This is a genomic window from Streptomyces sp. NPDC047000 (genome assembly GCF_040644295.1).
Taxonomy (GTDB): Bacteria; Actinomycetota; Actinomycetes; order Streptomycetales; family Streptomycetaceae; genus Streptomyces.
Window position 1 is genome coordinate 1 of sequence record NZ_JBEYWE010000014.1, and the last position, 21327, is coordinate 21327.

Here is a 21327-nt window from a genome sequence, read left to right on the forward strand (position 1 = left end):
GACGAGCGCCTGCGGATCGACGCGATCGGTGTCGTCCACGCCACCGCCGACGGCCTCCTGATCACCTACCCCCACCCCGTGCCCGGCACCCCCACCCGGCCGGTATCGGGCCCCACCCGCACCCTGCTCGCCCGCGACCCCGACGGCGACTACACCCTCACCGACCCCGACTCGGGCCTGACCTTCCGCTTCACCGCCCCGGCGGGCGCCGAGCCCGGCGGGGACGGCACCGCCTGGCTGGCCGGCATCAGTGAACGCAACGGCCACACGATCACCGTCGACCGCACCGACGACGGACTCCCCCTCGCCCTGGTCCACTCCGCGGGCCACCACATCCGCCTCACCACCGCCGACGGCCTCGTGACCGCCCTCACCCTCGCCGGAGCCGGTGAGGACGGCACGGACCTCCCCCTGATGGGCTACGGCTACGACGAGGGGACCGGCGACCTCACCACCGTCACCCGCCCCTCCGGCGCCGTCACCGTCTTCACCTACGACGACCGCCACCGCGTCACCGCCTGGACCGACTCCAACGACCGCCGCTACGACTACACCTACGACGACCACGACCGCGTGATCGCCGAGGGCGGCGAAGCCGGCCACGTCCAGATCACCCTCACCTACACCCACCCCGACCCCGCCACCGGCCACCGCACCACCACCCTCACCACCCCCGACGGCAGGGCCACCCGCCACCTCATCGGCCCCCACTGCCGCCTCCTCGCCACCACCGACCCCCTCGGCCACACCACCCGCTACACCCACAACGCCCACGGCAACCTCCTCACCCGCACCGACCCCCTCGGCCGCACCACCGCCTTCACCTACGACGACGCAGGCCACCTCCTCTCGGCCGTCCGTCCCGACGGATCCGAACTCCACATCGTCCGGGGCCCGTTCGGCCTGCCGGTGGAGATCGTGGGACCGGACGGCACCCGCACCGCCTACACCTACGACGAACGCGGCAACCGCACGACCGTCACCGACCCGGCCGGACACACCACCCGCACCGCCCACGACCACACCGGCCGCCTCACCTCGGTCACCGACGCCCTCGGCAACACCACCCGCGTGCACTGCGACGCCGCCGGCCGCACCGTGACCGTGACCGACCCGTCCGGCACCGTCACCCGCACCGAACGCGACGGCCTCGGCCGCCCGGTCCGCGTCACCGACCCGGCAGGCAGGGTCACCGTCCTCACCTGGCACCCGGACGGCCACCTCGCCCGCCGCACCGCGCCCGACGGCACCGCCGAGTCATGGACCTACGACGGCGAGGGCAACTGCCTCACCCACACCGACGCCACCGGTGCCGTCACCCGCCACGAATACACCCACTTCGACCTCCCACTCGCCACCACACGCCCCGACGGCGCCCGTTACACCTTCGACCACGACACCGACCTGCGCCTCACCCAGGTCACCGGCCCGTCCGGCCTCACCTGGACCTACACCTACGACGCGGTCGGCAACATCGTCTCCGAGACCGACTTCGACGGCCGCACCCTCACCTACCGTTTCGACGCCGCCGACCGGCTCACCCGGCGCACCGACGCCCTCGGCACAACGGTCTCCTTCGAGCGCGACGCCCTCGGCCAGGTGATCCGCAAGGACGCCGGGGGACGGGTGACGGCCTACTCCTACGACCGCGCGGGCCGCCTCCTGGAAGCGGTCGGCCCGGACAGCGAGCTGCGCTACCGCTACGACCGCCGCGGCCTGGTCACGACGGAACTGGTCGACGGCCGCCCGATGCTCTACGCCTACGACGCCCTCGGCCGCCGCACCCGCCGCACCACACCCACCGGCCACACCACCACCTACGCCTACGACACCGACGGCCTCCCCGCCCGGCTGACCACCGGCGGACGGCACATCGCCTTCACCCACGACGCCACCGGCCGCGAACTCACCCGCACCTACGGCGACACGCTCACCATGACGTCGGCGTGGGACGAAACCGGCCGGCTCACCGAACAGCACCTCACCACCCCCGCCGGTCCCCTCACCGGCCGCGCATACACCTACCGCGCCGACGGCCACCTCCTCACCCTCACCGACCGCCTCTCCGGCACCCGCACCTTCGACCTCGACCCCCTCGGCCGCGTCACCGCCGTCCACGCACCCGGCTGGAGCGAGCGGTACGCCTACGACGACACCGGCAACCAGACCTCCGCCACCTGGCCCGACCGCCACCCCGGCAGCGAGGCCACCGGCCCCCGCACGTACGACGGCACCCGCGTCACCCGCGCCGGAGACGTCCGCTTCGAGTACGACGCCCTCGGCCGCGTCACCCTGCGTCAGAAGACCCGCCTGTCCCGCAAGCCCGACACCTGGCGCTACACCTGGGACACCGACAACCGCCTCACCTCCGTCACCACCCCCGACGGCACCCGCTGGCGCTACCGCTACGACCCCCTCGGCCGCCGCACCGCAAAGCAGCGCCTCGCCGCCGACGGCGAACACATCACCGAGGAGACCCTCTTCACCTGGGACGGCCTCACCCTCTGCGAACAGACCACCCACCACCCCGGCACCCCGCACACCGTCGCCCTCACCTGGGACCACCGCGACGTCGTCCCCCTCACCCAGACCGAACGCATCCTGACCGCCGACGACCGCCAGGAGGAGATCGACCGCCGCTTCTTCGCCATCGCCACCGACCTGATCGGCACACCGACCGAACTCGTCGACGACAACGGCGACATCGCCTGGCGCAGCCGCACCACCCTCTGGGGCACCACCGCCTGGACCCGCGACAGCAGCACCTACACCCCACTCCGCTTCCCCGGCCAGTACTACGACCCCGAAACCGGCCTCCACTACAACTACTTCCGCCACTACGACCCCGAGACCGCCCGCTACACCTCCCCGGACCCCCTGGGTCTCGCCCCGTCGCCCAACCCCGTCAGCTACGTCGACAACCCGCACGCGGGCTGCGACCCGCTGGGGCTGATGCCGAAGTACACGAAGGAGGAGAAGGCCCTCAAGGCCAGGCAGGACGCCCTCAAGGCCGCGGATGACGTCATCGAGAGGGCGCGGGACGGCAAGATGAAGAAGGCCGGTAACTATCACGCGCATGACCATGGTTTCACCGAGGACATGGTGCTGGAGATCCTCAAGGAGCCGGACGCGATATACCACTCGACGGCAGGCAGCGGAAACCTGATCTTCCGCAAGGGGGAGGACATCGTGGTGGTCCGGGCCGACCGTACCGGGGCAGGCAATGTCATCACGGCATACGGTTCGTCCGGTATCAAGGGTCCTTCCGGTGTCAGTGCGCTGGGCGGCGGCCTGCCCACCGATCCCGGCAACCCGATCACGCACTCAGACGTGGTGAACGGCAGGATCCCGGCCAAGAACGGCTACATGGCTCCCGCGGAGCAGGTCAGATGAGGCGGCATTCACCATGAGAATCACCATCGGCGAGGACTGGACCGCGACGGTGACGGGCGCTCCGCTGGACATCACCCCGCGTTTCGATTTCTGGGACCTGCGCGTGCGTATCGCGAGGTACGCGGATGTCGAGGAGCGCGGGCGCTTCCTCCTGGAGACCTTCGGCAGCGGCCCCTGGCTGTGGGACACGCCCGACGAGCTCCGGTTCGACCCCGTCAGCCGGGAACTGGCCGGCGCGGAACTCCAGATGCCCGGCGTCGAGGCCGCTGACGCCGAGGACTCCGCCCGAGTCCCCGCCACGCCCCCCGCACACCCGGGCGGACTCCAGGCGGACGAGGCCCGCGACTGCCACCTGGAGGTGACCACGGAGCTCTGCCGGGCCCCCGGGGACACCGCGCTGACCTGCCTGCGCGACCTCGACGTCCTGGAGGAGCCGCTTCAGGCCCGCGTCGGCATCGCCCCCGACGTGGCGCTCCTCGTCCAGCACGGCACCGTCGTCGGCTGGAGCCTCACCGACCCCGTGCGGTATCTGACCATCGCCTTCGCCTCCCCCGACCCGGCTCCTCCGGCCCCGGCCACCCGCCGCCTGTTCACCGAGTGCCTGGACCTGATCACCACCCCGCTGCTCGACGGCGTCAAGGACCGGGACCCGGCGGCCCTGGTCCGGCTCCGCGAGCTGGAACGGGCCCTGCGGGCCCGGTCCGATGACCGCCACCGCGTCGACGCCCTGCTCTCCCTCATCAGCGGCCTGGCCGAGGACTACGGGAACTGGTGAGAGCTCCCTTGCGACCCACTCCGACCACCACTGGACCATGAAACTGACCTTCGGCAACGACTGGCGCGCCACGGTGACCGACGAGCCGCTCCGGATCAAGCCCCGCTTCCTGGGCACCACCGTGGACATCGCGCAGTACGCGAGCGCGGCACAACGGGTGCGGTTCCTCGCGGACACCTTCGGCAGCGAGGACTGGCTGTGGGACTTCCCCGACGTCCTCCGGTTCGCCCCGTACAGCCGGAAGCTGGTCGGGGTCCAGCTCCGAATCCCCTTCGAGTCGCACTCCGTCGAGGACGCCACCCATGTGCGCAGCCTGCCCGAGGCGCGCCCCGGCGGCCTCCGAGCAGACGAGGCCCGGGACTTCCGGCATGAGATGTGCACGGTCGCGTACCGCGCCCCCGGTGACACCGCGTTCACCTGTCTGCGTGACCTCGCCGTTCTCGACGAGCCGCTTCAGGCCCGCATCGGCATCGCCCCCGACCTGGCGCTCCTCGTCCAGCAGGGCACCGTCGTCGGCTGGAGCCTGACCGACCCGATCCGCTACGTGACCAGCGCCTTCGCCGACCCGGACCCCACCCCGCCCTCACCCGCCGTCCGCCGCCTGTTCACCGACTGCCTGGACCTGATCAGCCTGCCGCTGTTCTACGACGTGGCGGACGGCGAACCGCCTGCCCTGGCCCGCCTCCGCGCCACCGACGAGGCCCTGCGCGCCCAGCACGAGGATCACCACCGCGCGGCCGCGTTGCGCGAGTGGATCGCCACCATGGTGGAGTACTACGGCATGGTGGAGGACGACGGCAGCTGACGCCGGCGCAACGCACAGCCGCCGCTGTCCCCGGTCAGACGCGCTGCTCAGCGTGTTCGAGGGACACCCTGGGCAGTGTCCGGGCCAGCCGTGCGGGGAGCCACCAGGCCCGCCTGCCGAGCAGCTGTAGGACGGCCGGGACGATGAGGCAGCGGATGACCACGGCGTCGAGGAGGACGGCGACGGCCAGGCCGAGCCCGAACTGCTGGAGCATGCGGTCGGAGCTGAGGACGAACGCCCCGAAGACGAACATCATGATGGCCGCGGCGGCGGTGATGACCTTGCCGGTGGAGGCCAGCCCTTCCCGTACGGAGCGCGACGGGTCCTGGGTGCGCGTCCATTCCTCGTGGATGCGGGAGACGAGGAAGACCTCGTAGTCCATGGAGAGCCCGAAGACGATCGCGAAGATCAGCGCCGGGATGAACGCCTCGACGGGGCCCGGCTGCGCCCCGAGCCAGCCGTGCTGGAAGACCAGGGTGATCACGCCGAGCGCGGCGGAGATGGACAGCAGGTTCAGGACGGCCGCCTTGACGGGGATCCAGACGGACCGGAAGACCAGCAGGAGCAGGACCGAGGAGACGCCGACGACGACGGCGACGAACAGCGGCAGCCGGTCGGCGAGGGTCTCGGAGACGTCCAGGGAGGCGGCCGTGGCACCGCCGACCAGCACCTCGGCACCGGTGGTGTGTTCCAGGGGCGGAAGGACGTCGTCGCGCAGCCGGTGCACGAGTCGTACGGTGCCCTCGTCCTGGGGCGAGGTCGCCGGGTAGACGAAGACGGTGGACAGGGCACCGTCCGCGGAGCGCATCGCGGGGCCGGCCGCGGCCACCCCGTCGGTGGAGGCGAGCGTCGCCCGGACGGTCCGGCCGGCCTCCTGATCGCCCTTCACCAGGACGACGAGCGGACCGTTGAAGCCGGGACCGAAGCCCTCGGCGAGCAGGTCGTAGGCGTGGCGCGAGGTGGTCTCGGCGGGGTCGTTGCCGGAGTCGGCGAAGCCCAGGCGCATGCCCAGCGCCGGCGCGGACAGCGCCAGGAGCGCGATCACACCGGCCAGCAGGGTCGTGACCGGGCGGCGCTGCACGGCACGGGCCATGGCGCGCCAGCCGTCGCCCTCCCGGCCGCCCTTCGCCGCGGCCCTGGCCTGCCGCTTCCGTACCTGCCGCTGGATGCGCCCGCCGAACAGGGCGAGCAGCGCGGGCAGCAGCACCAGGGAGGCGGCCATGGTGATCAGGACGGTGACGGCCACCGCGAGGGCGATGCCCTGCAGCGAACCGAGCCCGAGGGCGACCAGGCCCAGCAGGGCGACGATGACCGTGCAGCCCGCGAAGAAGACCGTACGGCCCGCCGAGTCGAGGGCCTTGCGGCCGGCCGCCGCGTGAGGGCTGCCGGCCAGGAGTTCGTGGCGGTAGCGGTAGAAGATCAGCAGGGCGTAGTCGACACCGACCCCGAGCCCGACGAGCATCAGGATGGGCGGGGTGAAGTCTGCGACGGTGAAGACGTGGGAGGCCAGGGCGATCAGCCCGATGGCGCCGCCCACCGCGAACAGCGCGGTGATCAGCGGCAGGGACGCCGCCAGCAGCGAGCCGAACAGCAGCACCAGGATGACCGCCGCGGCGACGATGCCGGCGAGTTCGGCGGTCGGGCCCGCCTTGTCCTCCGCGTTGCGCGCGGCCTCGCCGCCCACCTCGACCTGAAGATGCCCGCCGGCGATGCGCTGCGCGGTGTCGATGATCGCGGCGACGTCCTCCGTGGGGACCTCCTCCGTCTTGCCGTCCAGCGTGACGGACGCGTAGGCGATCGTGCCGTCCTCGGACACCGCCGAGGCGTCCGCGAAGGGACTGCTCACGTCGGCGACCCCCGCCATCCGCCGCACCTCGGCCAGCATCGGCTCGACGCTGCCCTTCGCGCTCCTGATGCCGTCGGTGTCCTTGAAGACGATCTCGACGCTGTCGCCCGCCTGGTCACTGCCGTGCTTCTTGAACAGGTCCGTGGCCGCCTGCGAATCGGTGCCCGGCAGCGAGAAGTCGTTGCGGTACGCGGAGCCGGCCGCGGTGGAGCCCAGCGTGATGGCGGCCACGACGGCCACCCAGAGCACGAGCGCGGCCCAGCGATGGCGCTGCGCCCAGCCGGCCAGGGCACCGAACCGCCCGAGGGGCGCGGACGGGCGGTCCTGCGCCGCGGGCGGGACGAGGGGCGCGGCAGAGCCGCGGGGGGAAGACACGATGGCGTACCTCGGATTCGAGCGAAGAGTCGTCCGGAGCCGCGGAGTGCGGGAGTGGGGGACGACGACGTGCCCCGATCGTGCCCGTACGCCCCCGGCGCGGTCGTCGGCCCACGGCTGACAGCCGGCCTGCACCAGCGGCAGGAGGTGACGGCCGCGCCGTACACCGGCGGAGGTACGCCCCGCGCCGCCGCGTACTCCTCCGGCACGCACTCCCGGCGCATCTGCGGACACAACCCCCAGGTCCGCTCGCCCCGCGGGCAGAATGAGGCAATGCCCCGCATCGATGTCACCCGCCTCCGCCTGCCCACCGGTCCACGGGCCGACCTGGCGCTCGCCGGGGTCGTACTGGTGCTGACCGGGGTGGCCGAGGGGCAGCGGCTGGGCTCGGACTGGGACGCCCCCGCGACGGTGGCCGGCTCCTGGTTCCTGGCGGTGGCGGTGTGCGCGGCATGGCCGCTGCGCCGCCGCCGTCCGGTGGCGGTGGGCTGGTTCACGGTGCTCGGCACGGGCGCCTACCACCTGCTGAGCACGGTCGACGGCCCGCTCGTCGTGATCCCGGTCGCCGCGCTGTACGCCCTGGCGGCCCGGGGACGGCTCCGGGCGTCGGCCGCGATGGCCGCGGTGATGGTCGTCGGGGTGGGCGCGGGAGCACTGGCCGGGACCGGTGACGTGACCGGCACGGCGGTGTTCATGCTGACCGGCTGGCTGGTCGCGGTGGTGGCGCTGGGCGCGATGCGCCACGGCCGGATCGCCTACGCCGAGGAGCAGGCCAGGCTGCGCGCCACGCGGGAACGGCTGCGCATCGCGCGCGAACTGCACGACGCGGTCGGCCACACCATGTCGATGATCCACGTACAGGCGTCCTCCGCCCTGCACCGGCTCCCGAAGGACCCCGGCCAGGCGCGGGAAGCGCTCACCGCCATCAAGCAGGGCAGCAAGGAGGGCCTGCGGGAACTGCGCGCCACCCTGGGGGTGCTGCGTCAGGCCGACGAGGCCGCTCCGACCGCTCCCGCACCGGGTCTGTCCCGGATCGACGAGCTGGTCTCCTCGGCGGCCCATGCGGGCCTGGACGTACGCGTCGAGCGGAGCGGGGCGGACTCGCCGCTGCCGACGGCGGTGGACCTCGCCGCCTACCGGATCGTCCAGGAATCGCTGACCAACGCGGTCCGGCACAGCGGTGCCCGGCACGTCGTCGTCCGGATCCGCCGCGAGGACGGGGAACTGGCGCTCAGTGTCCGGGACGACGGGCGGGGCGCCGCGGCCCGGACCGGCTCAGGGGGCGGCAGCGGGATCGCGGGCATGACGGAACGGGTGCGCGCCCTGGGCGGAACGCTGAGCGCCGGACCCGGCGGCGCGGGCGGATTCGCCATCCGGGCCCGGCTACCGTTCCTGGACCACCACGAGCCGATCGGCGGAGCGACTGATGATCAGGATCCTGCTGGCGGATGACCAGCGCCTGGTGCGCGCGGGCATCCGCGGCATCCTCGACGACGAGGACGACCTGCGGGTGGCCGCCGAGGCCGGCGACGGGCACGAGGCCCTCGCCACCTGCCGCGAACTGCGGCCCGACGTGGTGCTGATGGACATCCGGATGCCCGGCATGGACGGGCTCGAGGCCGCGCGCCGTATCGCGGGCGACGCGCGGCTGGCGGCGGTGAAAGTGGTCATGCTGACGACGTTCGACCTCGACGAGTACGTGTACGGAGCGCTGCGGGCCGGCGCCACGGGCTTCCTCCTCAAGGACACCGAGCCGGCCGAGCTCCTGCACGCGGTGCGCGTCGCCGCGCGGGGCGACGCGCTCATCAGCCCCTCCGTCACCCGTCGGCTGATCGCCGAGTTCGCCGGCCGCCCGGACCACATCCGGAAGCCCGATCACCGCCTCGACGCCCTGACCGCCCGTGAACGCGAGGTCATGCGGCTGATCGCGGCCGGACGCACCAACCACGAGATCGCCCGGCAGCTGGTGGTCTCACCGCTGACCGCGAAGACCCATGTCAGCCGCATCATGGCCAAACTCGGTGCCCGGGACCGGTCCCAGGTCGTGGTCATGGCCTACGAGTACGGCATGGTCACGCCGGGTCACCGCACGGACTGAGTCCCCGCCCCCGGGGACCCGAACGCGGGCCCGCCCTCGCGGTGACGCTCACTGCAGGGGCCGTGGAAGTTCCGTGTCAGCCGCCCAGGCGACCGCCCTTGACGGCCGCGACGAAGGACGACCACTCGCCTGCCGGGAACATGAGCACCGGGCTGTGAGAGACCTTGCTGTCCCGCACGGGTACCGCCGTGGCGAAGTCGTCAGAGACCTCGATGCACGCTCCACCGTCCTGATTGCTGTAGCTGCTCTTACGCCAGGACGCGGCACTCAGGTCGCTGGATCGCACGTCGCTTCCTCCAACATCCGCAGGATGAACTTGCGAGACTCCGCCGGGGTGAGCGCCAGGTCGCGCACCGCATCGTACGTCTTCTGCAAACGCACAACGGGACTGGCTTCTTCAATGAGTTGGCCCCAATACCCGTTCTCGGTATACGCCACGGTCCGCCCTTGCGGAAGAAGCAGGTACCAGACGTCCACCCCCAGCAGGCCATGCAACCCAGCCCTCTGCGGCAGCACTTGGATCGTGACGTTCGGACGCTCCGCAACTTCCCGCAGGCACTCCAACTGCTCCCGCCAGTCGTCGGCATCCTGCAAGGGCGTCCGCAGCACCGCCTCCGAGAGGATCGTCCGGAACGGCGGTGCCTCCTCCCCCTCCAGCAACTCCCGTCGCCCCAGCCGAGCCTCGACCTGCTGCTCCAGTTCCTTTCCCTTCAATCCACCGGCCACCAGCACCGCCCGGGCGTATCCCGGCGTCTGCAACAGGCCCGGCAGAACACTCACCGCGAAGTGCCACAGGCTCACCGCTTCCGCCTCCAGGGCCATGTAGCGGCGGTACCGCTCACGGAACTGCGTATGGTCCCCCGCCGCCAACTCCCAGAGCGCCAGGAGCAGTCCGGGCGTCCCGTAGTGCGTGTCGAGGGCCTGGACGACCTCCGGGCTGCCGAGCGTCTCGCCCTTCTCCATCTTGCCGAACAGGGACCAGTCCCAGCCCAGACGTTCCCCGAGCTGCCGCAGGCTCAACCCGCTAACCGCCCGCAGACGGCGCAGTTCCTCGGCGAAACGCTGACGTGGTTCCTGGCTGCGGCCGGTGACGACGCGTCGTTGCGGCATACGGCTGACTCCCCTCCGGGCGATATACGTGGACGGTGTGGAACGGCCTCCGGGACACGGGGAAGCACGATCCCGTCCACGCCCCGGCCGTCCGAACCCAGGCGCATCCTCGGTAACGCCAGGACTACGCAACGTAATACACGCAGCGCAGCCCGGTACCAGAATCCGCAGGAATGCACCGACAAGGATGACGATGCCCCCCACACCACACCACCCGGCTGACCACCCCACGGCGACCGGGCGCACGCACGCCCCGGACGGCCCGCCCCGCAGCGGCCCGAAGATCCAGGAGGCCGCCGACGCCCGCGATGTCCTCGCCCACGCCCTCACCCGGGCCGGTATCCAGCTCCCCGCGATGGACATCCGTACGCCGTGGGCGGACGACGCCGAGGGCGAGGCCCGGTACGCGCTCGTCCACCTCGGGGTGTGCTCCGCACCCGTGGCACTCATGCTCGCGGACGTGATCCTGAAGGGGATCACCACGTGACGGACGAGGACGGCAGGGACTCCGACCCGGGCGACACCCCCGCAGTCGGAGACGCCGTACGCGACACCGCCCGCGACCGGGTCGGCCGGGTCATGGGCCACGAAGGCCCCTGCCTCCAGATCCGGCCGCTCGGCGGCGGCCGCGCATGGGACGCCGACCCGCACCACGTCCACCCCCTGAGCCAGGACGAACTGCTGAGCGCCCTGCTCGCCGAGGCCAACGCCCGCAGCAGACGGGACGGCGGATTGCGGGGCCACCCGTCACCGGACCGGGCGATGCCGATCAGCGGGACCGCGAATTCCATGGCTTTGGCGAAATTGCGCACGCGGCCGATGCGCCCCATGGCGGCCAACAGCGCCTCCGCTGTCTGTTCCGCGGCCCCCGCCCAGCAGGCAGGACGAAGGAGCGCGTCACCTCGCCGGAGCAGGGTGCCTCACTGCGGTCCACACCCTCCACGCCGCCCATTGCCACCTCGTCCTCAGCGCCATCGGCCGCTCACCACGTGGCAGCTCAGACAGTTCGGAGAGACATGCAACCAGCCGGTCCCACGGCCTGTCTTGCCCGACATGAACCCACGTCTGACCCGACGCCAGACTGAACGGCGTGGCCTGCGTCTCTGGCCCGTCGGTATCGCCCTGGCCTTGGCCTTCGCCACTGCCATCCTGGCCGCCTCTGCCGTGTTCTACGCCGGATGGGACCTGCTCGGCGCACACGGGATACAGCGCCAACGACGCATCGACTCCAAAACATTGTTCGACCTGATCAAACTCGCTTTCGGCGTGGTGGCTGGTGCAGGTGCCCTGGTCGCCCTGATCGTGGCCTACCGCCGCCAGCGTGTCGACGAGGACGGCGCCCTGCGCGACAACACCCGCCTGCACACCGAACGTTTCACCACCGCTGTCTCCCAACTCGGCAGCGAATCCGCAGCGGTTCGCCTCGGCGGCGTACATGCCCTGGCCGAACTCGCCGACGACGCCCCCACCCGTGAGCTGCGCCAGACTTGCATCGACGTCCTGTGCGCCTATCTCCGACTGCCGTACACCCCCGAAAGTGACTTGCCAGCGAACAACGCAGAAGCCCGCCACACCTATCTGGCACTACGGGAAGTGCGGCATACCGTCATCCGGCTCATCCGCAACCACCTCCGCCTGCCCCTCCAACATCACCACTCCTGGCAAGGCCACGACTTCGACTTCACGGGCGTCGCATTCGATGGCGGAGACTTCGACGAGGCCGTGTTCTCCGGCGGCACGGTCGACTTCAGTAGAGCGGTGTTCTCCCGCAGCGCGGTCTTCTTCCGCAGGGCAGTGTTCTCCGGCGGCACTATCCACTTCAACGAGGTGGTGTTCTCCAGCGGCCGGGTCCACTTCGGCGAGGCGGTGTTCTCCGGCAGCACCGTCGACTTCAACGAGGCGGTGTTCTCCGGCAGCACGGTCCTCTTCCGCAGGGCAGTGTTCTCCGGCGGCACTATCCACTTCAGGTGGGCGCAGTTCTCCGGCAGCACGGTCCACTTCAACGAGGCGGTGTTCTCCGGCAGCACGGTCCACTTCAACGAGGCGATGGTCTCCAGCGGCCGGATCTACTTCAACGGGGGCGTGTTCTCCGGCGGCACGGTTCGCTTCGGCAGGGCTAGGTTCTCCGGCGGCGTGGTCCACTTCGGCAGGGCGGAGTTCTCCGGCAGCACGGTCCACTTCAACGAGGCGGAATTCACCGACGGCCCGGTCAGCTTCACCAGGGCAAGGTTCTCTGGCAGCACGGTGGACTTCAGCGGGGCGGAGTTCACCGGTGGCGAGGTCGACTTCACCCTGGCGGCGTTCACCGGCGGTAAAGTCCATTTTGGCAGCACAGTGTTCTCCCACGGCGTGGTCAACTTCACGAGGGCGATCTTCTTCGACAGCGCAGCCGACTTCAGCGAAGCGTTGTTCTCCGGCAGCACAGTCAACTTCATTGAAGCGAACGGGGTTGCCCCACTCGGTCTGATTCCAGCAGCAGGCGCCTCACCGCCGCAAGGGCTCACCCTGTCAGCAGCCTGGACCGGTCCCTGACCTCGATCTTGCTGCCGATATAGGCGAGGCGGATCTTCCGCCACCGACCGCCGGTCCCGGGTGCGCCCCTGGCTCTCTTCCAACGCCGCCATGTCCTCTGGTCGCCCTCCCCCTTATACCGTGCGGGACCACCGTGCCCGCACTGCAATCGCCCCACACACTGCGGTCCGTGAACCCGCGATGACGGCTGATCAGTCGGGGCGTCGGGGGCGACGGGTGAAGAGGACGACGGTGCAGGCTGCTTGAAGAGCGGGTTGGCAAGTCCGAACCGGGGATCTTCGCGTCGTCCCCCTCCGTCCGTCTCCGGGACATGAGGCGATCCGGCGCCGGACAAGATGCGTTCACCGCGGCTCATACGGCCCGCAGCCCTACCCCGGCACCGTGACGATCCGCCAAGGGGAGGCCACCGAGCCCGAGCGTGCGACCGCGTCCGGGGACGTATCGCTATGCCGGCACGGGTGATCGCGTTCGATCTCGGGCGTGCCGCCGGACACCGGCGCGATCAAGTCGGGTGTCCCGTGGGCCGGGTGGCCGGTCGTCCGGTCCGTGTCGGGTGTCCGGCGACGGCGCGCAAGAGTGCGCGAGCAGCGAAGTCGTTGTCCGACAGGGCGCCGTGGAGGGCCTGTTGCAGCTCACCGAGCGTCACCGCGCCGGAGCGCGGGGTGGCGTGAAGGCACCGTAGACGGTCACCGATCGGTCGATCTAGTCTCACACCTTGAGCACAAATTACATACATCCCCCTCTTCATACTGGCCCCGATGGTCTAGATTGACCGTGCTTCAGACGTTCGGCACAAACGACCAGCAGTGATCCACCGGTCCGGCGCTACGCAAAGCCAGCAGTCACGCCCCGGCGTCAGACGTGGGGGCTGATCAATTTCTCGGAGCCCGGCAAGGGGCCCCGGGTGCGGGGAGCATCCGAGATTCCGGCAGGTTCCGGCGCACCTCGAGAGTCAGGCAGGGCATCAAGTCCACTGCCGCCGGAGCGAGTCGTTCACAGTGCTTTGAACCAGCCATGACGTCGTGCGCGGAGGCGGGGGCCTCCTGGGGGAAGGGAGGGACAGCACGACGGGGGGCCGAGGCCTCCCGAGGGGGAGCAACAGTGCGAGGCGAACACGTCGAACCACTGGGAACCTGGGGGGTTCTGTGCGGCAAGGGGGACTTGTCAGACCGTTCGCGCCGGCGCGCGAGCGTCTGGCGAACGGGGCGATCGGCCGGCCCGCGATCGACTGGGAACAGCGCTACCGCCGTACCGTGATCATCAGCGATACCGCGGCCACCGCCTTCGTGGTGACGGCGATCGGCAACTTCTTCGGGGCCCGGGACGCGGCCAACTGGCACGAGAAATGGGGGATTCTCGCGTTCGGCACCGAGCTGCTGGTGCTGGGGGCGCTGGCGGTGAGCAGGTCGTGGGCTCCGGCCGTGCTCGGCCAGGGCGCCGAGGAGTTCCACCGGCTCGGACGCTCGCTGTTCGCGGCGACCGTCGTCCTGGCGCTCGGCGGGATCGCCCTCACCTCGCGCAACATCAAGCTCTGGATCTTCGTCGCGATCCCCGCGATCGCGCTCACCACCATGACGGCGCGGTATCTGCTGCGCCTGTGGCTGCACAAGCAGCGGAAAGCGGGACGGTGCCTGCGACCGGTGCTCGCCGCCGGAAGCCGGGCCACCGTGCACGACCTGATCGCCCGGACCCGCAAGTTCCCGCACCTCGGCTGGCGGGTGGCCGCGGTGTGTACGACGGACGGTCTCGGACCCGACGGTGACCACCTGGACGGAGTGCCGGTCGTCGGCCGGCTGACGGACGTCGCGAGCCACGTCCACCGCGACGGCTACCGTGTCGTCGCGGTCACCCCGGACCCGCACTGGTCACCGGGCCGGCTGCAACGGCTGGCCTGGAACCTCGAGGGCAGCGACGCCGAGATGGTCGTGGCCCCCGTGCTGATGGAGGTGGCCGGCCCGCGGCTGCACATCGACGCGGTGCTCGGGATCCCGCTGCTGCGGGTCAGCATGCCGGCCTTCACCGGGGGCCGCCGGGCGGTCAAGGAGGTCGTCGACCGGCTGGGCGCGGCCGTCCTGCTGCTGCTGTTCGCGCCGCTGATGGTGTGCGTCGGGCTGCTCGTCCTGGCGGACAGCCGGGGCGGGGTGTTCTACCGCCAGCGCAGGGTCGGCAAGGACGGCCGCGAGTTCACCATTCTCAAGTTCCGCACCATGGTCGCCGGGGCCGACGGGGCGCGTGCCGGGCTCGCCGACCGCAACGAGGGCGCCGGTCTGCTGTTCAAGCTCCGCCGGGATCCGCGGGTGACCCGGGTGGGAGGAGTGCTGCGCCGGTACTCGATCGACGAACTCCCGCAGCTCTTCAACGTCCTCACCGGATCGATGTCGCTCGTCGGCCCGCGGCCTCCGTTACCGGAGGAGTCCGCCGCGTACGGCCCGGACATCCGGCGGCGGCTGCTGGTCAAGCCCGGTCTCACCGGCCTGTGGCAGATCAGCGGACGCAGCGACCTGTCGTGGGAGGAGGCGGTCCGGCTGGACCTGCGGTACGTGGAGGACTGGTCGCTCGCCCTGGACACCGTGATCTTGTGGAAGACGCTGCGTGCGGTGCTCTACGGACAGGGGGCCTACTGATGCGCGGGGGACGGCGAGGACTTCGTACCGCCGGCGCGCGGACCGCGGGCCCGGCGGGCCCGCCCGGGGGGAGGAACGGGTCATGAGGATCAGCGTTTTCGGGCTCGGCTACGTGGGCTGTGTGTCGGCCGCGTGCCTGGCGAGCCTGGGGCACGAGGTCATCGGGGTGGACGTCAACCAGGTGAAGGTCGACCTGGTCAACGACGGCAGGGCACCGGTGGTCGAGGAGCGGATCGGCGAACTCGTCGCCGAGGCCGTGCGGACCGGGGCGTTACGCGCCACCGGCGACGTCCGCGAGGCGATCGCGGACAGCGAGGTGTCGCTGGTCTGCGTGGGCACACCGTCGGAGCCCAACGGCAGCCTGTGCACCACGTATCTGGAGCGGGTCACCGCGGAGATCGGCGCCGCGCTGGCCGAGAAGGCCAGGGAGGCCGAGAGCACCGAGAAGGCCGAGGGAGCCGGGCAGGGGGGCCGGCACACCGTCGTGTTCCGCAGCACCATGCTCCCGGGCACCTGCCTGAACCTGCTGGTGCCGATCCTGGAGAAGTCCGTCGGCGGCACGGCCGGGGTGGATGTCGGGGTCGCGGTCAACCCGGAGTTCCTGCGCGAGGGCACCAGCGTGCGGGACTTCTTCGACCCGCCCAAGACCGTCGTCGGCGAGCTCGACCCGGCGAGCGGCGACGTGGTGACGGAGCTGTACGACGGCCTGCCCGGCGAGGTGTTCCGGGTGCCGGTCCCGACGGCCGAGGCGATCAAGTACGCGGACAACGCGTTCCACGGCCTCAAGATCGGCTTCGCGAACGAGCTGGGGGCGGTGTGCCAGGCGCTCGGGGTGGACTCGCACCAGGTGATGGACGTGTTCCTGGCCGACCGCAAGCTGAACATCAGCCCCGCCTATCTGCGGCCCGGCTTCGCCTTCGGCGGCTCCTGCCTGCCCAAGGACCTGCGCAGCCTGGTCCACGCGGCGCAGCGGGCCGATGTCTCGGTGCCCATCCTGTCCCATGTGCTGCCCTCCAACTCCGACCATCTGCAGCGCGCGGTGGAGCTGGTCGAGCGCACCGGCAGGCGCCGGGTGGGCCTGTTCGGGCTGTCCTTCAAACCCGGCACCGACGATCTCCGTGAGAGCCCGCTCGTCGAGCTGGCGGAGCGGCTCTTCGGCAAGGGGTACGACCTGCGGATCTACGACGCCAACGTGAGTCTCTCCCGGCTGCTCGGCGCGAACCGCGAGTACATCGAGACCCGGCTGCCGCACCTCGGGCAGCTGCTCGCGGACTCCGTCGACCAGGTGCTCGAACACGCCGAGGTGTGCCTGGTCGGGACCAGGGACCCGGCGGTGCTGTCGGCCCTGCCCCACGGTGACGGCCCGGTGATCGTCGATCTCGTCCGCCTTCCCGACGCCGAGGCGCGCCGGGCCGAACCGGGGTACATGGGCCTTGCTTGGTGACTCGTCGTCCAATGGCACGTCGTTCAACACGTCGTTCAACACGTCGTTCAACGGCGCATCGTCCGGTGATGCGCCCATCGGTGACATTTCGTCAGATGCCGCGGCCGGCGCTGGCCGGCCGGCCCGGCGCGCGCTGATCCTGGTGGAGAACCTGTCGGTGCCGTTCGACCGGCGGGTGTGGCAGGAGTGCACCACGCTGCGCGACGCGGGCTGGGAGGTGCACGTCGTCTGTCCCCGGGGGACCAAGCGGGACACGGAGCCGGAGACGGTGATCGACGGGGTGCGGATCCACCGCTACCCGCTGCGCGCCGCCACCGGAGGGCCGGCCGGCTATCTGCGGGAGTACGGGGCGGCGTTGTGGCACACGGTCCGGCTGGCCCGGAAGGTCGGCCCGGTCGACGTGGTCCACGCCTGCAACCCGCCCGATCTGCTGTTCCTGCCGGCGCTGTGGCTGAAGCGGCGCGGCGCGCGGTTCGTCTTCGACCAGCACGACCTGGTGCCCGAGCTGTACCTCTCCCGGTTCGGCCGCGGCGAGGACCTGCTGTACCGCGCCGTGTGCGCGCTGGAACGGCGGACCTACCGGGCCGCCGACATCGTGCTCGCCACGAACGAGAGCTACCGGGACGTCGCGGTGCGCCGCGGCGGCCGGCGGCCGGCGGACGTCTTCGTGGTGCGCAGCGCGCCCGACACCGACCGGTTCCACCCCGTACCGCCCGAGCCGGAGCTGAAGCGCGGCAAGCCTCATCTGCTGTGCTACCTCGGCGTCATGGGCCCGCAGGACGGGGTCGACTACGCCTTACGGGCCCTCGCGAAGCTGCGCGACGAGTTCGGGCGGACCGACTGGCACGCGGTGTTCGTCGGCGCCGGCGACACCTTCGACGCGATGACGGAGCTGTCCCGCCGGCTCGGGCTCTCGCAGCAGGTGCAGTTCACCGGGCGCGTCCCGGACGCCGACCTGGTGCGCTACCTGTCCACCGCGGACGTGTGTCTCTCCCCCGACCCGCACAATCCGCTCAACGACGTGTCGACCATGAACAAGGTCCTGGAGTACATGGTGATGGGCCGGCCGGTCGTCTCGTTCGAGCTGCGGGAGGCGCGGGTCTCCGCCGGTGACGCCGCCCTCTACGCACCCGCGAACGACGAGGCCGAGTTCGCGAGGCTCATCGCGCTGCTGCTGGACGATCCGGAGCAGCGGGCCCGGATGGGCGAGATCGGCCAGGAGCGGATCGGCGGGCCGCTCTCCTGGCGGAACTCCCAGCGAGCGCTGCTCGCGGCCTACGCCGCTGCCTGCGGTGACCGCGCTCCGGCGGGGGCGGGCGGCCGGGGCCGGGCAAGGAGGCGGCGCCGTTGAACGAGGACACGATACGCCTGGCCGTGATCGGGCGGCTGCTCCGGCGGCGCTGGCGGCTGCTCACCGTCCTCGCCGTGCTGGGCGCGCTGGTCGGCTACGGCGCCTCCGTGCTGTTCCCGCCGCGGTACACGACGTCGGCGTCGGTGCTGCTGCCGGGGCAGTGGGACGAGCGCGCGCTGCTGACCCAGGCGGAGGTCGCCACCAGTTCGGCGGTGACCGACCGTGCGGCTGCCGCGCTGGGCTGGAGGGGGGTCGGCGGGAGCGAGCTGCGGGACCGGGTGAGCGCCACGGCCGCCGACGGGAACATCATCAAGATCTCGGGTACGGCCGACACCCCGGAGCGCGCGCAGCGGCTCTCTGACCAGATGGCCCAGCAGTTCGTCACCTTCGCCGCGCGGATCCTGGGCGACGGCACCGATCCCGACGCGGCGGCGGGACTCGAGGCCCTGCGGCAGCAGGTGGTGCAGACCAACCGCCGTATCACCGACCTGGCCGACGCGGCCGATCCCGGGCAGACCGTGGAGGGCGTGCAGGCCCGCACCGAGCTCGAGAAGCTGCGCACCACGCTGGCGGAGGCCATGAAGAAGCTGGACCAGGCCGACCCGGCGACGAACAGGACCACCATGGTCGTCATGGGGTCGGCGGCCCGGCCGACCGGCGAGGCGCCGCCGACGAGGACGCAGCTGATCGCCGGCGGGGCACTGCTGTTCTTCCTGTTCGCGGTCGTCGGCCATCTCGCCGCCGCGCGGATGAGCCGTCGGCCGCGCACCGACGCGGAGATCGCCGCGGCGCTCGGCTCGGTGCCGCTGGGAACCGTCGACGTACCCGGTGAACGGCGGGCGCCCCGGTCGGGAGGGCGTCGCCCGCGGGCCGTGATCGGCCGGCTGCTGGGCGTCGACACCCGGTGGGACGTGCCGGCCCCGCGGGCGTCGGGCGACGAGGCCGGCAGGCGGATCCGCTACCGGCGGGTGTGCGCCCGGCTCCGGGACCGGCTGCCGGCCGCGCGGCGGCTGCTGGTCGTCGTCCCGGACGGCGACGAGGTCGCCCGCCGGGCCGCCGGACGGCTCGCCGCCGAGGCCGGGAGCGGTCCCTCTCCGGGCTCTCCGGGCTCTCCGGGCTCTCCGGGCTCTCCGGGCGGGGGGTCTCCCCTGCTGCGGGTGGTGGAGGTCTCGGTGTCCCGGCCGATGGTGCCGGACCGCGAGGCCGAGTCCGGTGCCCTGGTCGTGCTCAGTCCGGGCAGCTGGACCACGGGGGAACTCGGCGGCATCGCCGAGGCGTGTGCGGACGCCGGGCACGAGGTCGTCGGCTTCGTCGTCGCCGGCCCCGTCCGGGCCCGTCCGGCACGGTCCGCCGAGCGTGTCGCGGAGGACCCCGCGCCGGCGTTCGCGGTGCACGGCGACGCGCGGGGAGGTGCGCTGTGACGACCGGTACAAGCTCGCCGGAGCCGGCCGCCGCTCCGCTGCTGGACCTTCAGGCACTGGTGGTGGCGGTCCGCAGGCGGCGCCGTCTGTGGGGCTCCATGGCGGTGCTGGGGCTGCTCGCCGGCGCGGCGCTGGCGGTCCTGATGCCGCCGCCGCCGACCGCGGTGACCAAGGTGCTGGTCGCCCATGAGGCGGACCAGCCGAACGACCCCGGAACGCTGATCCGCACCGACGTCGCGCTGCTGCGGACCACGCGGATCGCCGACGCGGCGCTGCGGTCCCTCCGCTCCTCGGAGAGACCGGAGGACTTCATGCAGGAGTACGGGGGCCTCGGCCTGACCAACAACCTGTTGCAGATCACCGTGACCGGGGACAGCGACGCGGACGCCGAGGCCCGCGCCAAGGCGCTGGCGGACGCGTTCGTCGCGGACCATGTGCGGCGGATACGGGACAGCGCGGACGCCGAGGCCAAGGCGCTGCTCGCCCAGCGTGACCGGCTGCGGGAGGAACTCGCCCAGGTCGACAGGACGATCGGGGACGGCTCGTCGCAGAGCGGGCCGAAGGCGTCGGCGAACCTGGAGTCCCTCTTCGCCCGCCGGGCCGATCTCACCTCCCGGATCACCGATTTCGGCCAGCGCGCCGCGGAGGCGGGCGTCGGCACACCCCAGCTCATCGCGGGCACCCAGGTCGTGGACGCGCCGCGCGCGCTGCGGCACTCCCTGACCAAGGCCGCGGCGACCGACGCCGTGATCGGGCTGGTCCTCGGGCTCGTCCTCGGGCTCGCGGTGGCCGCGGTCGGCACGGTGGTGGCGGACCGCCCCGTGCTGCGCCGGGAGATCGCGGCGAACCTCGGCGCGTCGGTCATCGCCGAACTGCCCCGCCGGGCGCCCCGGCTGTGGCGGCGCCGGCGGATCCGGGCGGCACGCGAACGGCTCACCACGTCCCTGGCCCGCACCGTGCTCGCCTCCGCGGAACCGGTGTCGCTGCTGGAACTGGGGTGTGCGCGCACCGCGAACACGATCGCCCTGGACCTCGCGCGGGCCCTGGCGGCGGACGGGCCGGTGGTCGTCGTCGACGGCCTGGCGGGCCCGCGGCTCACCGGCCGCCGCCCGAAACCGGGGGACCCGACCGTGGTCGGCGGCGAGCGCGCCGAGTCCGTGCCGCGTCAGGAGCGCCGGCTCGGCGTCGGCTCGGTGGCGCCCGGCACGGCGTGGACCGACCTCCGGTACCTCGGCACGCAGACCGTGCTCGTCGTGCGGGCCGGGCACGGCAGTGCCGCCTGGCTGCACACCGTGGCGCGGCAGCTCACGGACCAGCACATCGCGGTGATCGGTGTGGTGCTGATCGACCCCGATCCGCGGGACCGGACCGACGGCACGCTGTGGGACGGGCCGCGCACCGCGCCGCGCGGTCGGCACGAGCGGCCCGTCCGGCAGCACGGCGGGGGCACCTCCCCCGCCGTCGAGGCAGTGGGGGAAGGCCGTCGGGAGCCGGAGCGGCTGCCGAGGTGGGCGGCACGGGTGCCGGACAGCGACCAGGAGGCACGGTAGGAC

At 71.9% G+C, this 21327-nt stretch carries 15 protein-coding genes and 1 pseudogene; 13 read left to right on the plus strand and 3 right to left on the minus strand.

Features of this window, described 5'->3' with window-relative positions:
- The 3 genes from ABZ862_RS22070 to ABZ862_RS22080 form a co-directional block, all read left to right on the plus strand.
- On the plus strand, positions 1-3393 hold a 3393-nt coding region (locus tag ABZ862_RS22070; RefSeq protein WP_360960587.1), incomplete at its 5' end, for an RHS repeat-associated core domain-containing protein.
- A gap of 13 nt (positions 3394-3406) precedes the next feature.
- A complete protein-coding gene (locus ABZ862_RS22075; protein WP_360960589.1) occupies positions 3407-4168 on the plus strand; it encodes a hypothetical protein in 762 nt (253 codons plus the stop codon).
- A 37-nt stretch (positions 4169-4205) separates the two neighbouring features.
- Positions 4206-4973 (plus strand): hypothetical protein, encoded by a 768-nt coding sequence (locus ABZ862_RS22080; protein WP_360960591.1) that lies wholly within the window; start codon positions 4206-4208, stop codon positions 4971-4973.
- A 34-nt stretch (positions 4974-5007) separates the two neighbouring features.
- Here the strand turns inward: ABZ862_RS22080 and ABZ862_RS22085 are convergent, their stop codons facing one another.
- On the minus strand, positions 5008-7194 hold the full coding sequence (locus tag ABZ862_RS22085; protein WP_360960593.1) for an MMPL family transporter: 2187 nt from the start codon (positions 7192-7194) through the stop codon (positions 5008-5010).
- A gap of 273 nt (positions 7195-7467) precedes the next feature.
- On the opposite strand from ABZ862_RS22085, the gene ABZ862_RS22090 reads away from it, so the two are divergent.
- Positions 7468-8646, plus strand: a complete 1179-nt coding sequence (locus tag ABZ862_RS22090; protein WP_360960595.1) for a sensor histidine kinase — start codon at positions 7468-7470, stop codon at positions 8644-8646.
- The gene (locus ABZ862_RS22095; RefSeq protein ID WP_360960597.1) at positions 8621-9292 is read left to right on the plus strand and encodes a response regulator transcription factor; all 672 of its coding nucleotides are present in this window, start codon (positions 8621-8623) and stop codon (positions 9290-9292) included. Before ABZ862_RS22090 ends, ABZ862_RS22095 begins: the two co-directional genes overlap by 26 nt.
- Positions 9293-9368: 76 nt before the next feature.
- Here the strand turns inward: ABZ862_RS22095 and ABZ862_RS22100 are convergent, their stop codons facing one another.
- Positions 9369-9578, minus strand: coding sequence for a DUF397 domain-containing protein (locus ABZ862_RS22100; RefSeq protein ID WP_360960599.1), 210 nt, complete (start codon positions 9576-9578; stop codon positions 9369-9371).
- The gene (locus ABZ862_RS22105) at positions 9560-10402 is read right to left on the minus strand and encodes a helix-turn-helix transcriptional regulator (RefSeq protein ID WP_360960601.1); all 843 of its coding nucleotides are present in this window, start codon (positions 10400-10402) and stop codon (positions 9560-9562) included. The genes ABZ862_RS22100 and ABZ862_RS22105 overlap by 19 nt, the downstream gene beginning before the upstream one ends.
- Positions 10403-10595: 193 nt before the next feature.
- Here ABZ862_RS22105 and ABZ862_RS22110 point away from each other — a divergent pair, with 193 nt between their 5' ends.
- The 8 genes and pseudogenes from ABZ862_RS22110 to ABZ862_RS22145 all read left to right on the plus strand — a co-directional run bounded on the left by ABZ862_RS22110 (position 10596) and on the right by ABZ862_RS22145 (position 21324).
- On the plus strand, positions 10596-10889 hold the full coding sequence (locus tag ABZ862_RS22110) for a hypothetical protein (RefSeq protein ID WP_360960603.1): 294 nt from the start codon (positions 10596-10598) through the stop codon (positions 10887-10889).
- Positions 10886-11122, plus strand: a pseudogene (locus tag ABZ862_RS22115) (hypothetical protein); the annotation flags it as partial. The gene ABZ862_RS22110 and the pseudogene ABZ862_RS22115, both read left to right, overlap by 4 nt.
- A 333-nt stretch (positions 11123-11455) precedes the next feature.
- Positions 11456-12934 carry a pentapeptide repeat-containing protein gene (locus tag ABZ862_RS22120; RefSeq protein ID WP_360960832.1) on the plus strand — a complete coding sequence of 493 codons (1479 nt, stop codon included), beginning with the start codon at positions 11456-11458 and terminating at the stop codon, positions 12932-12934.
- A gap of 1193 nt (positions 12935-14127) precedes the next feature.
- Positions 14128-15558, plus strand: a complete 1431-nt coding sequence (locus ABZ862_RS22125; RefSeq protein WP_360960834.1) for a sugar transferase — start codon at positions 14128-14130, stop codon at positions 15556-15558.
- An 82-nt stretch (positions 15559-15640) separates the two neighbouring features.
- Entirely contained in the window at positions 15641-17002 is a 1362-nt protein-coding gene (locus tag ABZ862_RS22130) for a nucleotide sugar dehydrogenase (protein ID WP_360960605.1), read from the plus strand.
- Between the two features lie 76 nt (positions 17003-17078).
- Positions 17079-18353 (plus strand): glycosyltransferase family 4 protein, encoded by a 1275-nt coding sequence (locus tag ABZ862_RS22135; RefSeq protein ID WP_360960836.1) that lies wholly within the window; start codon positions 17079-17081, stop codon positions 18351-18353.
- Positions 18350-19774: a Wzz/FepE/Etk N-terminal domain-containing protein gene (locus tag ABZ862_RS22140; protein WP_360960607.1), complete on the plus strand. Its 1425-nt coding sequence runs from the start codon at positions 18350-18352 to the stop codon at positions 19772-19774. Before ABZ862_RS22135 ends, ABZ862_RS22140 begins: the two co-directional genes overlap by 4 nt.
- Entirely contained in the window at positions 19771-21324 is a 1554-nt protein-coding gene (locus ABZ862_RS22145; protein WP_360960609.1) for a Wzz/FepE/Etk N-terminal domain-containing protein, read from the plus strand. The genes ABZ862_RS22140 and ABZ862_RS22145 overlap by 4 nt, the downstream gene beginning before the upstream one ends.
- Positions 21325-21327 lie beyond the last annotated feature (3 nt).